Source organism: Dactylosporangium sp. CS-047395 (assembly GCF_050942185.1).
In the GTDB taxonomy this organism is placed as follows: Bacteria; Actinomycetota; Actinomycetes; order Mycobacteriales; family Micromonosporaceae; genus Dactylosporangium.
The window spans coordinates 4,013,726-4,029,212 of the sequence record NZ_CP192015.1 but is presented as its reverse complement, the minus strand read 5'-3'; the positions used below and the strand labels follow the sequence as shown (position 1 = coordinate 4,029,212).

16 protein-coding genes and 1 tRNA gene are annotated in these 15,487 nt (G+C 71.6%); 7 read left to right on the top strand and 10 right to left on the bottom strand.

Going from position 1 to position 15,487, the window contains the following annotated elements; translation table 11 throughout:
• Positions 1-6: 6 nt before the first annotated feature.
• The 3 genes from ACQP00_RS18955 to ACQP00_RS18945 all read right to left on the bottom strand — a co-directional run bounded on the left by ACQP00_RS18955 (position 7) and on the right by ACQP00_RS18945 (position 2,589).
• The gene (locus ACQP00_RS18955) at positions 7-705 is read right to left on the bottom strand and encodes a CE1759 family FMN reductase (RefSeq protein ID WP_433220854.1); all 699 of its coding nucleotides are present in this window, start codon (positions 703-705) and stop codon (positions 7-9) included.
• Positions 702-1,892 (bottom strand): CE1758 family FMN-dependent luciferase-like monooxygenase, encoded by a 1,191-nt coding sequence (locus tag ACQP00_RS18950; protein ID WP_433220852.1) that lies wholly within the window; start codon positions 1,890-1,892, stop codon positions 702-704. The genes ACQP00_RS18955 and ACQP00_RS18950 overlap by 4 nt, the downstream gene beginning before the upstream one ends.
• A gap of 106 nt (positions 1,893-1,998) precedes the next feature.
• On the bottom strand, positions 1,999-2,589 hold the full coding sequence (locus tag ACQP00_RS18945) for an NADPH-dependent FMN reductase (RefSeq protein ID WP_433220850.1): 591 nt from the start codon (positions 2,587-2,589) through the stop codon (positions 1,999-2,001).
• 87 nt (positions 2,590-2,676) lie between these two features.
• Between ACQP00_RS18945 and ACQP00_RS18940 the strand changes: the two genes are divergently transcribed.
• Positions 2,677-3,189 carry a MarR family winged helix-turn-helix transcriptional regulator gene (locus tag ACQP00_RS18940; RefSeq protein ID WP_433220848.1) on the top strand — a complete coding sequence of 171 codons (513 nt, stop codon included), beginning with the start codon at positions 2,677-2,679 and terminating at the stop codon, positions 3,187-3,189.
• Between the two features lie 239 nt (positions 3,190-3,428).
• On the opposite strand, the gene ACQP00_RS18935 is transcribed toward ACQP00_RS18940, so the two are convergent.
• The 3 genes from ACQP00_RS18935 to ACQP00_RS18925 form a co-directional block, all read right to left on the bottom strand.
• Positions 3,429-3,561: transfer RNA gene (locus tag ACQP00_RS18935), tRNA-OTHER, on the bottom strand.
• Between the two features lie 48 nt (positions 3,562-3,609).
• Positions 3,610-5,064 carry a flavin-containing monooxygenase gene (locus tag ACQP00_RS18930; protein WP_433223892.1) on the bottom strand — a complete coding sequence of 485 codons (1,455 nt, stop codon included), beginning with the start codon at positions 5,062-5,064 and terminating at the stop codon, positions 3,610-3,612.
• A gap of 160 nt (positions 5,065-5,224) precedes the next feature.
• The gene (locus ACQP00_RS18925) at positions 5,225-7,384 is read right to left on the bottom strand and encodes a hypothetical protein (RefSeq protein WP_433220846.1); all 2,160 of its coding nucleotides are present in this window, start codon (positions 7,382-7,384) and stop codon (positions 5,225-5,227) included.
• Between the two features lie 85 nt (positions 7,385-7,469).
• On the opposite strand from ACQP00_RS18925, the gene ACQP00_RS18920 reads away from it, so the two are divergent.
• Positions 7,470-8,120, top strand: a complete 651-nt coding sequence (locus ACQP00_RS18920) for a hypothetical protein (RefSeq protein WP_433220844.1) — start codon at positions 7,470-7,472, stop codon at positions 8,118-8,120.
• A gap of 6 nt (positions 8,121-8,126) precedes the next feature.
• Here the strand turns inward: ACQP00_RS18920 and ACQP00_RS18915 are convergent, their stop codons facing one another.
• Both ACQP00_RS18915 and ACQP00_RS18910 read right to left on the bottom strand, forming a co-directional pair.
• Positions 8,127-8,867, bottom strand: coding sequence for a VOC family protein (locus ACQP00_RS18915; RefSeq protein ID WP_433220842.1), 741 nt, complete (start codon positions 8,865-8,867; stop codon positions 8,127-8,129).
• A gap of 66 nt (positions 8,868-8,933) precedes the next feature.
• Positions 8,934-9,254 (bottom strand): hypothetical protein, encoded by a 321-nt coding sequence (locus ACQP00_RS18910; RefSeq protein WP_433220840.1) that lies wholly within the window; start codon positions 9,252-9,254, stop codon positions 8,934-8,936.
• 115 nt (positions 9,255-9,369) lie between these two features.
• Between ACQP00_RS18910 and ACQP00_RS18905 the strand changes: the two genes are divergently transcribed.
• Positions 9,370-10,158, top strand: a complete 789-nt coding sequence (locus ACQP00_RS18905; protein WP_433220838.1) for an NPP1 family protein — start codon at positions 9,370-9,372, stop codon at positions 10,156-10,158.
• A gap of 47 nt (positions 10,159-10,205) precedes the next feature.
• Here the strand turns inward: ACQP00_RS18905 and ACQP00_RS18900 are convergent, their stop codons facing one another.
• Positions 10,206-10,649: a VOC family protein gene (locus tag ACQP00_RS18900; RefSeq protein ID WP_433220836.1), complete on the bottom strand. Its 444-nt coding sequence runs from the start codon at positions 10,647-10,649 to the stop codon at positions 10,206-10,208.
• Positions 10,650-10,711: 62 nt separating this feature from the next.
• Here ACQP00_RS18900 and ACQP00_RS18895 point away from each other — a divergent pair, with 62 nt between their 5' ends.
• Genes ACQP00_RS18895 through ACQP00_RS18880 form a run of 4 tightly spaced genes read left to right on the top strand, consistent with a single transcriptional unit; the run spans position 10,712 to position 14,917 of the window.
• Positions 10,712-11,650 carry a helix-turn-helix transcriptional regulator gene (locus ACQP00_RS18895; RefSeq protein ID WP_433220834.1) on the top strand — a complete coding sequence of 313 codons (939 nt, stop codon included), beginning with the start codon at positions 10,712-10,714 and terminating at the stop codon, positions 11,648-11,650.
• Entirely contained in the window at positions 11,647-12,246 is a 600-nt protein-coding gene (locus ACQP00_RS18890; protein ID WP_433220832.1) for a DUF6461 domain-containing protein, read from the top strand. The genes ACQP00_RS18895 and ACQP00_RS18890 overlap by 4 nt, the downstream gene beginning before the upstream one ends.
• On the top strand, positions 12,246-14,582 hold the full coding sequence (locus ACQP00_RS18885; protein WP_433220830.1) for a DUF6493 family protein: 2,337 nt from the start codon (positions 12,246-12,248) through the stop codon (positions 14,580-14,582). The genes ACQP00_RS18890 and ACQP00_RS18885 overlap by 1 nt, the downstream gene beginning before the upstream one ends.
• Positions 14,579-14,917 carry an Imm51 family immunity protein gene (locus ACQP00_RS18880; RefSeq protein ID WP_433220828.1) on the top strand — a complete coding sequence of 113 codons (339 nt, stop codon included), beginning with the start codon at positions 14,579-14,581 and terminating at the stop codon, positions 14,915-14,917. Before ACQP00_RS18885 ends, ACQP00_RS18880 begins: the two co-directional genes overlap by 4 nt.
• On the opposite strand, the gene ACQP00_RS18875 is transcribed toward ACQP00_RS18880, so the two are convergent.
• Positions 14,918-15,484, bottom strand: coding sequence for a TetR family transcriptional regulator (locus ACQP00_RS18875; RefSeq protein WP_433223890.1), 567 nt, complete (start codon positions 15,482-15,484; stop codon positions 14,918-14,920).
• Positions 15,485-15,487: the final 3 nt, after the last annotated feature.

Here is a 15,487-nt window from a genome sequence, read left to right as displayed (position 1 = left end):
GAGGCTTCACTTCCCGTCGGTCGCGTTCTTGTGGTGGGCCGATCCGCCGGCTGCCAGGCGCATGAGATCGGTGTCGAAGTCGAGGTCGTCCGCGGACTTCTCCGCGCGGGTCGCGTTGCCGTCGAACTGGTGTTGATAGCCCTGCCAACCGCCACCGGCGATGGCTTCCCCGACACCGGACCGGACCAGCTCGGCGAATTTGGATGCGGCGCGGTCGATTCGCTTGCTGAGGGCCGGATCGGCCCAGTCCTCGGGCGCTGCGAACAGCGATGTCGGCACGGACATGGCCCGCAGGAACGCGAACAGTGGACGGAGCTGTTCGTCGACCACCATCGCGTGCCGCGCGGTGCCTGCGGTCGCGCTCAGAATGACCGGTTTGGCGACGACCAGGTCGTTGTCGAGCAGATCGACGAACAGCTTGAACAAGCCGCTGATGCCGGCCTTGTAGACCGGTGTGGCGACGATGAGCCCGTCGGCCGAGCCGACCTGCTCGATCGCCCGCTGCACCGGCTCGGTGGGGCCGGCCGACACGAGCGAGCGTCCGAGATCGGCGGCGATCCCGGCGAGGTCGAGGAAGGAGGCCGTGATCTCGGAGCCGGTCGCCCGGACCCGGCTCATCACCGCCATCGCCGTGCGTTCGGCCAGGAGCCGGGTCGTCGACGGGTCGCTGACGCCGGCGCTGATCACCAGGAGCCGGGCCGTCATCGGAGCGCCTGCGGGAAGCGGGCCGGCGTGGCCGAATCGCTGTCCTGGTAGGGCGACGCGCCGACCAGGTTGTCACCGCGGTTCGGGTTCGGCCTGGGCTGACGCGGCTCAGTGTCGCCGTACTTGGCTTTGACGAGGCTCGCATGGGTCGGCGAGGAGGGGACGCCGGGGGCCCGGCGACTGTCGAACTCTTTGCGCAGTACCGGCACGACCTCGGTCCCGAGCAGCTCCAACTGTTCCATCAAAATCTTGTGCGGCAGGCCCAGGATGTCGAGCGCCCACAGCTGGCGTTGGTAGTCGCCGAAGTTCTCGCGGAAGGTGAGCGTCTTGTCGATGATTTCCTGAGGACTGCCGATGCTCAGCGGGGTGCCGTTGGCGATCTGCTCCAGATCGGCGCCTCGGAAGCCCGCGAAGCCCTCGAAATAGGGCCGGTACTGGGCCCACGCGTCCTGCGACCGGCGGGCGACGAACGCCTGACCGCCCAGGCCGACGATGGCGTGGGCGGCCGGACCGTGTCCATGGTGTTCGTAGCGCCGGCGATACAGGTCGACCAGCCGCTTGAAATGCAGGTTGGGGGCCAGGATGTGATTGGCGAAGAAGCCGTTGCCGTAGTAGGCGGCCTGCTCGGCGATCTCCGGAGTGCGGATCGAGCCGTGCCAGACGAACGGCGGCACGTCGTCCAGGGGACGGGGCGTGGCGGTGAAGCCCTGCAGCGGCGTCCGGAACTTCCCCTCCCAGTTGACGACGTCCTCGCGCCACAATCGGTGCAGTAAGTTGTAGTTCTCGAGCGCGAGCTCCACACCGTCGCGGATGTCGCGACCGAACCACGGGTAGACCGGGACGGTGTTACCCCGGCCGATCATCAGGTCGAGCCGGCCGTCAGCGAGGTGCTGCAGATAGGCATAGTCCTCGGCCAGCCGCACGGGGTCGTTGGTGGTGATGAGGGTGACCGAGGTCGACAGTGTGATCTTCTTGGTCTGACCCGCGACGTAGGCGAGCATGGCCACCGGTGACGAGGCCGCGAACGGTGGGTTGTGGTGCTCACCGAATGCGAACACGTCCAAGCCGAGTTCCTCGACGAGCAGCGCCGACTCGACGACACCCTTGATGCGTTCGTGTTCGGTGGGGGTGTATCCGGTGTTCGGGTCGGGCTCGATGTCGGCCACGCCCATGATGCCGAATTCCATGGCGCTTCTCCTTCTGAGGCACTGTTGCCCGGCGGAAGGGGTCCGGGCGGCCACCGGTGGACGCGATCACCGGTGGCCCGTTGCATCTGCCGAGCCGCTCACCGCGTCAGGCGGCAGGGACGAGGGCGCTTTCGCGGATCGTGCGCAGCGCGCCGGCCCAGCTCTCGAGCTGGTCGAACAGCAGCCGGGCGGCGCCGGTGTGCATGTCGGCCGGCTTGAAGTCGGCGAAGTTCTCGAAGTCGGTGAACAGCGAGAAGCTCAGCTGCTGCTGCACGTGGGCGACCTGCAGTTCGCTCATGACGCCACGCAGGTGCTCGATGGCCCGGGCGCCGCCGACGCCGCCGTAGCTGACGAACCCGGCCGCCTTGTTCGTCCACTCGCTGTACAGGAAGTCGATCGCGTTCTTCAGCACACCGGAGGTGGAGTGGTTGTACTCGGGAGTGACGAACACGAAACCGTCGTAGCCGGCGATCTTGCTGGCCCACGCCTTGGTGTGGTCCTTCGAGTACAGGTCGGAGCCGGCCTTGGCCGAAACAGGCTCATCCAGGTGCGGCAGGGGGTAGTCCGCCAGGTCGAGCAGCTCGTACGCGGCGGCGGTGCGCCCGGTGGCCCGGGAGAGCACCCAATCGGCGACGACGGCGCCGTTACGGCCGGGACGGGTGCTGCCCAGGATGACAGCGATCTTCAGGGCGGACATGACCTGCTCCTCATCGGTTACATGAACTTTCACGTGAAACCCTGGCAGCCGGTTACATGAAATTTCATGTGACGCTAGACTCGGCGGGTGACGGCCGAAGGAGCACCTTGGCTGACGGCGGACCAGATGCGCGCCTGGCGGGCACTGCATGCGGCCGTCGTCGTGCTGCCGGTGGCGCTGGACGCCCAACTGCAGCGCGATGCCGGCATCAGCCATTTGGAGTACTACGCCCTGGCCGGCCTCTCCGAACAAGCTGATCGCACGCTGCGGCTCAGCGACCTGGCCATCCTGACCGGGGCCGAGCTGTCGCGCATCTCGCACCTGATCGTCAGGCTCGAAAAACGTGGCTTGGTGGTACGCCGACCGGACCTTGAAGACGCCCGCTACACCAACGCCGTGCTGACCGAGCAAGGCTGGGAACTGGTCAAACAGGCTGCGCCCGGGCACGTAGCAACGGTGCGCAAGTTGCTGTTCGACGACCTCGACAGCACCGGCCTCCAGGAGCTCCAGCACGCGGCGAGCCGGATCGTCGCCGCGCTGCACCACTCCGACCTTCCGCTCGCGCCGACGATCCGAAAAGCCCTGCACCCGCCGGAGTGAGCGAAGCCCGAACCCGGACGAGTGACGGCAGGCCGCGGCCACGAGCCGGCGCCGCCGTCGACGAAGACCGTCACCTCATGCCCACGCGTCGCCAACCTTTCCGCGCGTTCATCGGCCCAAAGCCTTCGCGAGGCGGCGAGCCTTGCACGTACGACGCCGAGGATCGGCGGGGCGCGCGGCCGACTCGGTCCGATCGACGTCAGAGGTGCCGTGCGGCATGAACGAGCAGTTCAGTCTGATGGTGGGCCGCCGGGGACTCGAACCCCGAACCTGTCGATTACCGAAGAGAAGAAGGAAGCACTCCCATGACCGCTCGCGCGGGGAGCGGACGTGCTACTCGTTCGACTGCTCTGCCAGTTGAGCTAGCGACCCAGGACCCGATCGTCGCACGGCGCGCGGCGGGCGGGCGATCCAGTTTCGTCAGCTGAGCGCCGGCGGGTCGAAGACCAGCGCGTCGTCCCGCAGGCGGCGGAACAGCCGGCGGTCCCTGGCGTAGTGCTGGCGCAGCCGCCACGGGGCGCGGTCGCCCTGCAGCGGAAGCCGGGAACGGGAGCGCTCGAAATACCCCGACGACATTTCGACCAGCGGTGCCGTCGTCAACGGCTCGGCCGGCAGGCGGGGCACCACGCTCCGCTTGCCGCGGCGCCGCATCCGCAGCAGCAGCCGGGTCACGTACGACGAGACCAGGTCGGCCTTCAAGGTCCAGGCCATGTTGGTGTAGCCCAGCACGAAGGCCAGGTTCGGCACCCCGTCCAGCATCATGCCCTTGTACACAACGCGCTGTGCAGGGTCCACCGGTTCGCCGTCCACCGTCAGGGATATGTCGCCCAAGGGCAGCAGGTTCAGGCCCGTGGCGGTGATGACCACGTCCGCGTCCACAGTGGAGCCCGACTCCAGGCGCAGGCCTGTCGGGGTGAAGGTGGCGATGTGGCCGGTCGTCACCGAGGCGGCGCCCGAGCTGATGGCGGCGAAGAAGTCGTTGTCCGGGACCAGGCACAGGCGCTGGTCCCACGGATCGTAGGACGGCTCGAAATGCTCGTCGATCGGGTAACCGTCCGGCAGGGCCTTGCGCACGCCCGCGCGGAGCATGGCTCGCATGCGGGCGGGGCGGCGGCGGCTGTACTGGTACAACCAGGTCGAGATCTTGATGTTTTTCCAGCGCACGATGCGGTGGACGGCTCGCGGCGGGAGGAAGCGGCGCAGGGAGTCGGCGACGCGGTCGCGGGCGGGGAGCGAGAGGACGAACGACGGGGAGCGTTGCAGCATGGTCACGTGGGCGGCGGTCCGGGCGAGGGCGGGCACCAGGGTGAAGGCGGTCGCGCCGCTGCCGATGACGACGACCTGTTTTTCAGTGACGTCGAGGTCCTGGGGCCAGTGCTGAGGGTGCACGAGCGTTCCGTTGTACTGCGCGACGCCCGGCCAATCGGGCGTGTAGCCCTCGTCGTAGCGGTAATAGCCGGTACACAGGAACAGGAAGCGGCACGTGCGGGTGGACGACCCCTCGACGGTCACGGCCCAGCGGGCGTCCACTGTGGACCACTCGGCGCGGACGACGCGGCTGCGGTACGTGATGTGCCGGTCCACGCCGAAGCGGGCGGCGGTGTCGCGGAGGTAGCCGAGAATCCGGTCGCCGGACGCGATCGCGTCGCGGTCGGTCCACGGGCGGAAGGCGTAGCCGAGGGTGAACATGTCGGTGTCGGAGCGCACGCCGGGGTACCGGAACAGGTCCCAGGTGCCGCCGCTCGCCGCGCGGGCCTCGAGGATCTCGTAGGTCAGGCCGGGCGCGTCGCGGGTCAGGTGGCAGGCCGCCCCGATGCCGGAGAGGCCGGCCCCCACGATGAGTACGTCGACGTGCGCACGGTCCACATCTGCCAGCATGGCAGCCGATCGGACCGTGCGCATCGCCTGACGTGGAGCGGCCGAGGAGAGCGCGGGTGCTACTGGCCAGATCCTCCGCTTGCGCGGAGGTTCCCGAATCGAACGGTGAGAAGGAAGCGCCCGCATGGCCTCGGCCTGTACACAACCTACACCGGTGCTACGCCGGCAGCAGCTCGGTCAGTCGGTCCAGGGTGTAGACGTCGGAGCCCTCCGGGAGGCCCTCGGGCGCGTCGATGCCGACGTAGGTCACCGGGCCGGCCGGCGGCTCGCCGGTCCACAGGGCCACCGGTGCCCTGGTGCGCCAGCGGTCGACGAGGTACGACATCGTCAGGTACTCCCGCTCGACGAGCGCGCGCACCCGGTCCGCGGTCGTGTACGTGTTGCCCTCGACGCGGTTGAACGCCGGGCGGCCGTGCAGGTACAGGTGCAGCCACACGGCCTGCCAGCCGTCCCCGTCGCGGGCGAAGACCATCGGCAGCGCGATGCGGCCCTGGCCGCGCAGCTGCGAGCGGGCCCGCACGGTACGGGCGTCGAACGGCGGCCCGCCCTGGTCGCGGGTGCGCGTCTGGTATCCGAACATCGACTCCGCCACCTCCTCGAACGACTCACCGGCGTAGATGTATACCTGCGGCACCACGAATGCCCCGCCGACGGTCAGCGGCACGTCGATGAACTCGGTCGCGCCGTCGCGGGCGTCGGTGATGTCGCCGGAGTGCACCATCCCGTCGTGGTGGTAGTTCGTCCACGACACCTGGCCCGCGGTGTGGAACTCCTCGTCCAGCAGGAGCACCGACAGGTCGTAGTCGGTCCGCCTGCGCTTCTGCCGCCAGTACATGAAGAAGCGCAGCACCTCGCCCGAGACCGGGGCGCGGGAACCTCGCGGCAGCACCGCGAAGCCGCCCTCGGCCGCCTTGCCCGACAGCGGCAGGGCCACGCCGAGCACGGCCGGGTCGACCAGCAGCGGGTGGGCCGGCTCCGGCAGCCGCGCGGTGATCTCCGCGTCGAGCCGGTCCGACAGCTGGGCCACCAGCTCGCCCGGCAGCGTCGGCCGGGTGTCCGGCCCGACCCAGGCGCGCCGCGAACGGTTCGCGAACATGCGGGTCGGCGCCGGCGTCAACCGATTGGCGACGTGCTCCCGCAATGAGCACAGCACCCGGCCCGACGCCGAGCCGAGCACGCCCGTGACCGCGTCGACGACCGCGGCCCGGTCCGCCGCGGACGCCTGCCGCAGCAGCCGGTCGGCGTTGCGCAGCAGCAGTCCCGGCGCGGCGGTGAGCACGGACGCGGCAGGCGCGATGGCGCCCGCGCGGATCGCCGCCTCGGCGCGCCCCGCGATGCCGGTGACCCGGCGCTCGCCGCGCGCGACCGTGAACACCTCGTGGGCGTGCGGCCACTGGGGGTACTCGTGCGGGTGCAGGCGTTCCCCGAGCCGCTTCCACGGCTCCGCGAAACGGGCGACGTCGCCGAGCTTGGCCGGGTTCGCGCCGACGACCGCGTCGAGCGCGGCCAGCAGCACCCGCCGCTCCCGGCGCGGGAACGCCCGGAACCGGGTCGGGACGGCCAGCGAGGCATCGCCGCCGGAGACGTGACAGGCCAGCCGCAGCACGTCGGTCGTGGTGTCCACGGCGACCAGGGGCCGGCCCAGCACGAGCCGGACACCGTTGAGCACGGCCCGGTTCTCGCGCACCGGAACGGCCAGCGGCTGCGGGCCGTCGGCACACGCGACCGCGAGCTCGCCGAGGACCGCGAGGTCGGCTGGGCCGAGCGGGGCCGTAATTGCGGCCAGTTTCACGTAAAGTCGCTCCGCCTCGCGCTCGGCCGTTTCGCCGAGGTGCAGGACGGTCAGCCGGTCGCCCGCCGCCGCGAGGAACGTGTCGTGGGCGGCCAGCAGCTCGTCGTAGGTGTGCTGGTACGTACCGTAGCCGGGCAGCTCCAGCAGGCTCACCAGCCCCGAGCCGAGCAGCGCCAGCAACTGCTCCTCGGTGGCCGCCGAGCCGCCGGCGAGCACGGCTGCGCGCAGCCGCTGCACCCAGAACTCGATGGTGTCGGGGACGTCGTGCGGGAAGCCGACGAAGTACGCGTTGTGCTGGACGTGGTCCCCGACGAGCTCGCGCACCGCCGCCACGACGGTGGCCGCCAGGTCGATGGCCGGCCCGGGTGCCAGGCCACCGATGTGGTCGAGCACCGCCCGCGAGGCCGCGAACCCGACGTCGAGCAGCGCCGCGTCCAGCTGCCGGGCAACGGCCGTGCCGTCTCCGGCCGCCCCGGTGCTCGCCGGCACGCGCAGCGTCTTCTGGATGATCAGCTTCTCGAACACGTACGCAACGGTAGGCCCGAGCCGCGCGCAATTCGAGCCGGTTTCATACACTGGCCGACCTGTCAGGCGCAACGAAGGGACGCACATGGCCCGCCCATACAGCCCCGGACCGAAGCAGTTCGTCTTCACCGCCGGTGACGGCGACGACGAGCAGGTCTCCGTGGCCGACCCGCAGGAAGCCTACGTGGCGTTCTCCGCGTTCTTCCGGGGCCGCGAGTCCGACACCTACACCGTCAAGGACGAACCGGCGGGGCAGCGTCTGGTGCTCATGCCCCGGCTGGGAGTGATCTCCCGGATCCGGGACGCCGGCCAGCCGCGGACGGAACACCTCAAGATCGACCGGGCCAACCGCTACCTTCCGAGCGCGATGCTGTTCTTCGAGAACGGCTACGCCGGCCTGGACCACTTCGGCCAGTGGTTCTCCGACCTCGCCGACCTCGACGCGGCCCCGGAGACCCGCGGCGCCGCCCGCGCCGCCACGTTCACGACGGAAGCGGCCGCCATCACGGAAGTCGCTCGGATCTGGGCCGATTCGGGCTACGTCGACCCGAGCGACCAGTTCTACATCTTCTTCGACTCGCGGGACGTCGACGATGACCGGGCCGAACGCGCCGAGCTGCTCAAGCTTATCGAGTTCCTCGGCCTCGAACGCGCCGACGCCCCGGCCGAGGCCGCCCCGGGCGAGGTCTGGGTGCGCACCGACCCGCGGCTCGTCGCCGAATGCGCACGGTGGTAGCGACCGTCACCGCAGGGCCGCCGCGAGTTCGGCGGCGTTGTCGAACGCGGCGGCGGCCCGCCCGGCTTCTTCGTCGGTGAGCTGAACGGAGTCGGCGCGGGCCAGCATCTCGGCCGCAGTCTCCGGATCGTGCCGCACCATGGCGAGCTCGGCCCGGTAGACCAGGACCTCCACCTGCTCGACCGGGTCGTCGTCGGCCTGCGAGCGGGCCAGCGCGCTGTCGAGGATCCGGACCGCCTGTTCGACGCTCCCCCTGGAATCGGCCTGCACGACGGCATTCGCCAGCGCCTTGCCCAGCCGCCCGGCCGGCGTGGTGGCCGGCTCGGGCGCGGTGGCGGCGCCGCTGAAGACGCGGATCCAGTTGCCGCCCGGGTCGATGACGCTGAACCCGCCGATCCCGTCGGCGTTCTTGCGTGCCCGGGGCCGGGTCATCCGCGGCGTTCCGGACACCAGCACCTTGCCGTACGCGGCGCGCATGCCGGACACGAAGGCCCGGTGCAGTCCCTCGATGTCCGGGGTGATCACCAGACAGGAGCCGTAGGACTGCTCCGGGTCGAATCCGGGGATCTCGAAGAACTGCAACTGCAGGTCCTCGCGCTGCAACCCGGCGCACGCGTAGGGCTTGCGCTGCTGGTACGTGGTCCGGAATCCCAGGACCTGGTAGAAGGCGATGATGTCGTCGATGGACGCGCACGGCAGCAGGGGAACGGTCACCTCGTTTGGCCATGCCTCCTTCCTAGGCGACATGGGGTGCCCGTCGCCCATGGAAATGGCCGATCATCGCCTGCGGCTGTCCGATCGGCCGATCACTCGCTATTCGGCGAGCTGGGCCGGTTCGCAGGCCGGGCAGGTCCGGGCCGGCCAGATGAGCCGTTCGTGGTGGAGCACGGCCTCCGTGCCGTCCGGGGCGACGACCTCGACGTGCGCGGCTCCCCGCCGCTCGACCCACCACCAGCGCGCGTGGTGGCCGTAGTACGAGAACGTGCCCGGGCCCTCGGGGTCCGCCTCCAGCCGCCCGCCGTCGGCCATGACGACGGTGACGGTCCAGCCGGCGCCGGGGTGGCCGGCGGGCAGTACAAGATGCAGATCCCCGTCGATGTCGGACCGGAACCGCAGGTCATCGATCAGCGTCACACGCGAACGATACCCACTCCGGTCACGGGATGTTCACATGATCCCGGTCGCGCCGCATACTCAGCTACGTCGATATTTGCGGAGTCCTACGAACGTCACCACTGAAGGGTTTGCCTTGGAACACGCGTCAAAGCCGAGGCGTCGTCGCGCCCTGTCCTGGATCGTGGCCGGCGCGGCCGCGCTCGGGATCCTGCTGCCCGCGACGGCGGCCTACGCCGACTCGCTGCCCAACCTCCCGCAGAACGCCAACGGCTACGAGCAGTCGTTCTCCCCCGCGTACGACTACGACACCGACGGCTGCTACGCCGTGGCCGCCATCAGCCCCAGCGGCACCCTCAACGCCGGCCTGAACCCGACCGGCGCCCTCAACGGCAACTGCCGGGACCAGTCCGACCTGGACAAGTCGCAGACGTACTCCCGCTCGAAGTGCAACAACGGCTGGTGCGCGATCGTCTACGCCAGCTACTTCGAGAAGGACCAGGCCATCCCGGGCCTGAGCATCGGCGGCCACCGGCACGACTGGGAGCACGTCATCTCCTGGGTGAACCAGTCGACCAACCAGGTCGAGTACGTGACGACGACCCAGCACTCCAGTCAGGTGACGTACGCGCGCTCGCAGGTCCGGTTCGACGGGACGCACCCGAAGACCGTCTACCACAAGGACGGCGTGTCGACCCACTTCTTCCGGCTCGCCAACTCCAACGACGAGCCGCCGGAGAACCACTACCACACCTGGCGGTACCCGGCCCTGGTCGGCTGGGACGGCTACCCCAGCACGGCGCTGCGCGACCGCCTGATGACGGCCGACTTCGGCTCGGCCACCATCAAGATCAACGACGGCCGGTTCGTGCCGCTGCTGACCGCCTCGAAGCCCACCGGCATCCCCTTCAACCCGGCCGGCTGAGTTTGGCGCGTGCTGCCCGGACCCCCGTGCCGGGCAGCACGCACGTTTCAGTCCAGGCAGAACTCGTTGCCCTCGGGGTCGGCCATCACGATGTGGCCGAACCTCAGCGGCGGCTCGGGCTCGAAGCGGGCCAGTTGGGTGCCGCCGACGCCGGTCAGCCGCTCCGCCTCCTGCTGCAGAGCGGCCATCCGGCCCTCGCCCTGCAGCCCGGCCGCGGCGCGGACGTCGAGGTGGACGCGGTTCTTGACGGTCTTGCCCTCCGGGACGCGCTGGAAGAACACGCGCGGGCCGGTGCCCGCCGGGTCCACGATCGCCGAGGCCCGGTTGCGCTCCTCGGCCGGCACGCCCATCGCGTCCAGGGCCGCCTCCCAGGTGTCGAAGCCGGGCGGCGGATCCGCCAGCTTGTACCCGAGCGCCTCGATCCAGAAGGCGGCCAGCGCGGCCGGGTCGGCGCAGTCGAACGTGATCTGCACGGTTCGCGTCGTCGTCATGCCAGCAGTCTTACCCCAATCGCGGACAGGAGCGGTCCGGGATTCGTGGAATGATCGGGTCCGTGACCGCCGAACGGGTGTTGCGCCTCCTCGCCCTGTTGCAGCGCCGGGCCTCGTGGACGGCGGCGGAGCTGGCCGCGGAGCTCGGCGTGACCGACCGGTCGGTGCGCCGCGACGTCGAGCGGCTGCGCGCGCTCGGGTACCCGGTCCACGCCACCGGCGGGGTCGGCGGCGGGTATCAGCTCGGCGCCGGCACCCGGCTGCCGCCGCTGCTGCTCGACGACGAGGAGGCGATCGCGACCGCGGTCTCGCTGCGGATGGCCTCCGCCGGCACGGTGGCCGGGGCGGGCGAGGCGGCGCTGCGGGCCCTGGCCAAGCTCGACCAGGTGATGCCGCCGCGGCTGCGGGCCGAGGTGCGGGCCGTGCACGGGGCCACCGACACCCTGATCGGGCCGGGCGTCGAGATCGACGCCGAGGTGCTCGTGACCCTCGCCCGGGCCTGCCGCGACCAGGTGCGCGTGCGCTTCCGCTACGCCGGGGCCGACGCGGAACGCACGGTCGAACCGGTCCGGCTCGTCACGACCGGGCGGCGGTGGTACCTCATGGGCTGGGACCTGGACCGCGACGACTGGCGAACCTTCCGCCTCGACCGCATGCGCGACGTCGCCGCGACCGGGTGGCGCTTCCGGGCCCGCGAACATCCGGATCCGGCCGCGTTCGTACAGCGGGCGGTGACCGAGTCGCCGTACCGCCACGTCGCGCGGGTGCGGTTGCGCGCCCCGGCCGACCGGGTCCGGGAGCTGGTGCCGCCGCAGGTCGGGCGGGTCGAGGACGACGGCGGCGAATGGTGCGTGCTCGTGTCGGGGGCGGATCGGCTCGACGCCATCGCCGTACACGTGGCGCGGTTGGGCTTCGAAACCCAGATCCTGGAACCGGCCGAACTGCGCGAGGCGGCCAGGGACCTCGCCGCGCGCCTCACCGCCATTACGATCGCGCCATGACTGGGCCCACCCCGGAACAGATCGACCACTACCTGGACATGTTCGAGCAGCTGGACGCCGCGGATTGGTGCATCGGCGAGAACCTGGGCTGGACGGTCGTGCGCGCACATGGCCGGACGCTCACCGCCGAGGACGCGATCCGCCTGGTCGGCGGCGACCCGGACACGGTGACGACGGTCCGCCCGGTCGACGTGCGCTACGAGGACGACGTCGTGTACGTCGAACAGCGCGGCGACGCCGTGATGCTGCTCGACTACGCGGCCATCTGCGCGGAAGCGCCCATGATGCGCCGGCTCGCGCACAACGCGGCCGTGCACGGCGTGTTCTGGGGCATCAACAACTGGAACACCCTGTTCTACGCGCTCGACGGCGAGGTCGTCACCGAGCTCGACACCCTGCGCCCGGACGACCGGACGGGCACCGACCCGGACGCGCTGAACGACCACCTGGGCGCGCTCATCGAGCTGGACGCCCGCCCCGATCGCGGCGCGATGCGCGACTGGCCGACCGCGATGGCCACCGTCGCCGCGCTCACCGGGCTCGACCTCGACGCGGACTGGTTCCGCCGGCCCCAGCGCTGCACCACCGTCCGCTGATGGTGCACCTCCCGGACCTGCTCGCCGCGCCCGACGAGGCCGTCGTCCCGGCGCTGTCCGGTCTCGACGCGGCGGCCCGGGCCGACCTCCACCGCCAGGTCGAGGCCGCCTTCACCGCCGACATCGAGTACCGGATCCGCCGGCAGGGCAGCGGCCCGGAGCTGACCGGCCGGGACCGCAAGCGGCTCAAGCTGTGCCTGGTCGCGGTCGAGCCGCCGGCCGATCGCATCCCGCGCGACGACGACGAGATTCGCGTCGCCACCGCCCGCGGCCGGCGGTTCCTGCAGGCCTCCGCCGAGCACGCGGTGCGGATGATGGCCGGGGCGGGGTACCGCGGCTGGGCCTGGGTCGCCGTCCGCGAGCTGGAGCGGCGCGGCCTGGTGGACCTGCCGCCCGACGACGACTACGTGCTCGCCGTCGTCGGCGCGTTCGTCGACGCCGCCCGCTGGTCCGACGCGTACACGGGGCCGGCCCCGGACGCGACCGCCCGCACCGCCGACCGCCTGCTCGCCGACCCCGACCTGTTCGACAAGGTCTTCTGGCGCCTGTTCGAGGCCGACCGCGACCGCGCCGCGAGCCTCACCGGTGCCGACCGCGATCCGGGCTGGCCGGGCAGCACCTGGCACGAGGCAGTCCTCGACGTGATCGCCGCCGGCCGGGCCGACCGCTCGCGCGTGCTCGACGCGACCCTGGCCGCCCTGGCCCGCGCGACGTCGGGCTACCGCGCGGGCTGGTTCGTCGGCCTGCACCGCGCACTGGCCCCGTCGGCGGCCGAGATCGCGGCCCGGCAGCCGGCCTACGACCTGCTGCTGCGCTCCGGGATCGGCCCGGTCGTGATGCTCGGTCTGGACGCGTTGCGAACATCGCCGTTCGACGCCCCCAATCTCGCGGCGGCCGTGCACGCCCCCGGCAAGGCGGTGGCCCTCAAGGCGTTGAAGCTCGGCGGCGCCCCGCTCGCGCCCGCCGCCCTCGACCACCCGAACGCCGACGTGCGCGCGGCGGCGGCGAAACTGCTCGGCCGGACCGTGCCGACGAGCACCGCACAGCCGATCGAGCGCGCATTCGTGCAAACCGCCGCATTGGTACCGCTCGTGCCCATCACCGACCCCGCCGAGCTCGCCGAGGCCGCCGCGATCCTGGTCGAGCACCCCGAGGACGCCGAGCTCGCCGAGCGCGTCCTGTGCGCATGTGCGCGTCTGGGCGCGAATCCCGAGCGCATGGGCGGGGTCGCCAGACGCGCAGTCCGCCGCGCGGCCGCGGATCCCGTCGCGGCCGAGGCGCTCTCGGTGATCGGCCAGGTCCTCGCCGCGGCGGCCGGGCAGCGCCGGTTCCGCGACGCGAAGGTCCCGTTCAAGGCGGGCCTCCTGGCCGCCCGCGCCCGCGAGATCGCCGACGCGCTGCTGGCCGGCACCCCCTTCACCCCACTGGCCGAACCGACCCACGCGGGCGGCTGGATCGACCCGCCCGAGCTCGTCCGCCGCCTGTCCACTGTGGACCTCCACCCGGCCGACGCGGTGGCGGCGCTGCTGCGGCTGGGCCCTGACCCGGCCTCGTTCGGCCCGGCGCTCGCCGCCGACGTACCCGGCCCGTTCGGCGCGGCCCTGCGGCACGCCCTCGGCGGCCCCGCCCCGGCCGCAAAAGGAGCCGACGTCCCGTATGCGATCGCGGCGGCCCAGCAGCGACCCGCCCTGGAGCCGCGATTGTTGCTGGACGGCACCATCGGCTTCAAGGCGATCGGCTCCTGGCCACCGGCGGATCCCGGCCCGCTGCTGCCCACCGTCGCCCTGGGCACCATCGACGACCACCGCGACCAGTACCTCTACCCGGTCTGGGGCCCCTGGCTCGCCACCACCTGGCCGGCCAACCTCGACCTGCCCGCCGCGCTCGCGCTGCTCCAATGGCCGGACGGCACCTTCGGCGGCTTCACCGCACAGTCGGCGCACGCCCCGCTGCCGCCGATCGCCCGTCTCCTGATGGCGGCCATGCTCGGCGCGCCCCGCCTCACCGACCGCGTCGCCGGCACCGACGCCGTCCTCGACCTCGTCCCGGACCGGCTCGCCCCGGCCGACCTGGGCGCGGCGATGGCCTGGCTGGCTCCCGCGGTGCCGCTCCAGCGCTGGGCCGACGCCCTCCGCCCGCTGCCATCGGTGGACGTGGCCGCGATCCTGGCGGCCCTGCTGCCCACCCTCGACCGCTCCCGGGCGGGCCTGTTCACCCTCGTCGAGCTCCTGGCCGACACGGGCGTCCCGGTCCCGGACGGCGACCTGCGCGACTGGCTGGCCGGCTTCACCGGCACGAGCAAGGCCGCGCGAGCCGCCTCTAGGATGTGCTCGTGACGCCGCTGAAGATCGTTGAGACGCGACCGGGGAACTTCTCGCTGCTGCTGAACGCCGGCTCGGCCCCCGCCGACGTGGTGGTGGACGAGCTCGGGCACGAGCCGAACGGGTACTTCTGGGAAGGCGTGGCCCAGCTGCTCGTCGCCACCGAGGCGCCCGACCTCGACGGCCGGTTCAAGTACGACCCGGAGGGCGGCATGTTCTGCGCCTACGGCGAGGACCGCCCGGCCCTGGAACAGCTCGGCGCGCTCATGGCCGCCGTGGCCAACGATCCCGAGCGCATGCGCGCCGTCGTCGGCCTCGCCGAGGAGCGCGGCGTCGAGTTCGACGACTGACTATTCGCGCACGGGCAGCAGCGCGTCGAGGATCGCGGTCAACGGCGCGCGCAGCTCCTCCGCGGTCGCGTCGCGCAACGGCTGCAAGCCGACGGCCGAGCGGACCACCGCGATGCCGACGCCCAGTGCCACCACCATCTGCGCCTCCAGCAGCCGTTCGTCCGCCGGGGCGCCGGTGGCCTGCAGCACCTTGTGGCTGAAGTCGAGCAGCGCCTTGCGCCGCAGGCTGTCCACCTGGGCGTCGCCGGAGACGCGCAGCAGCATGAGCACCGGATGCTCGTCGAAGTCCGGCCACGCCTCCCGGGAGAGCTGGTGGGCGAGCGCGTCCGCCACGGCCGTGCGGTCCCGGGCCTCGTCGCCGAACCGGGGTGCGTCCTCGAGAGCGGCCTTGAGCAGGCCCTCCTTCGAGCCGAAGTACCGCTTGATCAGCGCCAGGTTCACCCCGGCGTCCGCGGCGATGTCACGCAGCGTGGTGCGCTCGTAGCCGAGCCGCGTGAACCGTTTCCGCCCGGCCTCGAGCAGCGCCCGCCGGGTGGCGGCCGCATCCCGCCGGCGCGGTGTGGGCATGGC

Coding starts and splice junctions, on each gene's coding strand:
- ACQP00_RS18890 (WP_433220832.1), top strand. CDS start 11,647: ATGACTGGGCCCACCCCGGAACAGATCGACCACTACCTGGACATGTTC.
- ACQP00_RS18900 (WP_433220836.1), bottom strand. CDS start 10,649: ATGACGACGACGCGAACCGTGCAGATCACGTTCGACTGCGCCGACCCG.
- ACQP00_RS18915 (WP_433220842.1), bottom strand. CDS start 8,867: ATGTCGCCTAGGAAGGAGGCATGGCCAAACGAGGTGACCGTTCCCCTG.
- ACQP00_RS18955 (WP_433220854.1), bottom strand. CDS start 705: ATGACGGCCCGGCTCCTGGTGATCAGCGCCGGCGTCAGCGACCCGTCG.
- ACQP00_RS18885 (WP_433220830.1), top strand. CDS start 12,246: ATGGTGCACCTCCCGGACCTGCTCGCCGCGCCCGACGAGGCCGTCGTC.
- ACQP00_RS18950 (WP_433220852.1), bottom strand. CDS start 1,892: ATGGAATTCGGCATCATGGGCGTGGCCGACATCGAGCCCGACCCGAAC.
- ACQP00_RS18920 (WP_433220844.1), top strand. CDS start 7,470: ATGGCCCGCCCATACAGCCCCGGACCGAAGCAGTTCGTCTTCACCGCC.
- ACQP00_RS18875 (WP_433223890.1), bottom strand. CDS start 15,484: ATGCCCACACCGCGCCGGCGGGATGCGGCCGCCACCCGGCGGGCGCTG.
- ACQP00_RS18945 (WP_433220850.1), bottom strand. CDS start 2,589: ATGTCCGCCCTGAAGATCGCTGTCATCCTGGGCAGCACCCGTCCCGGC.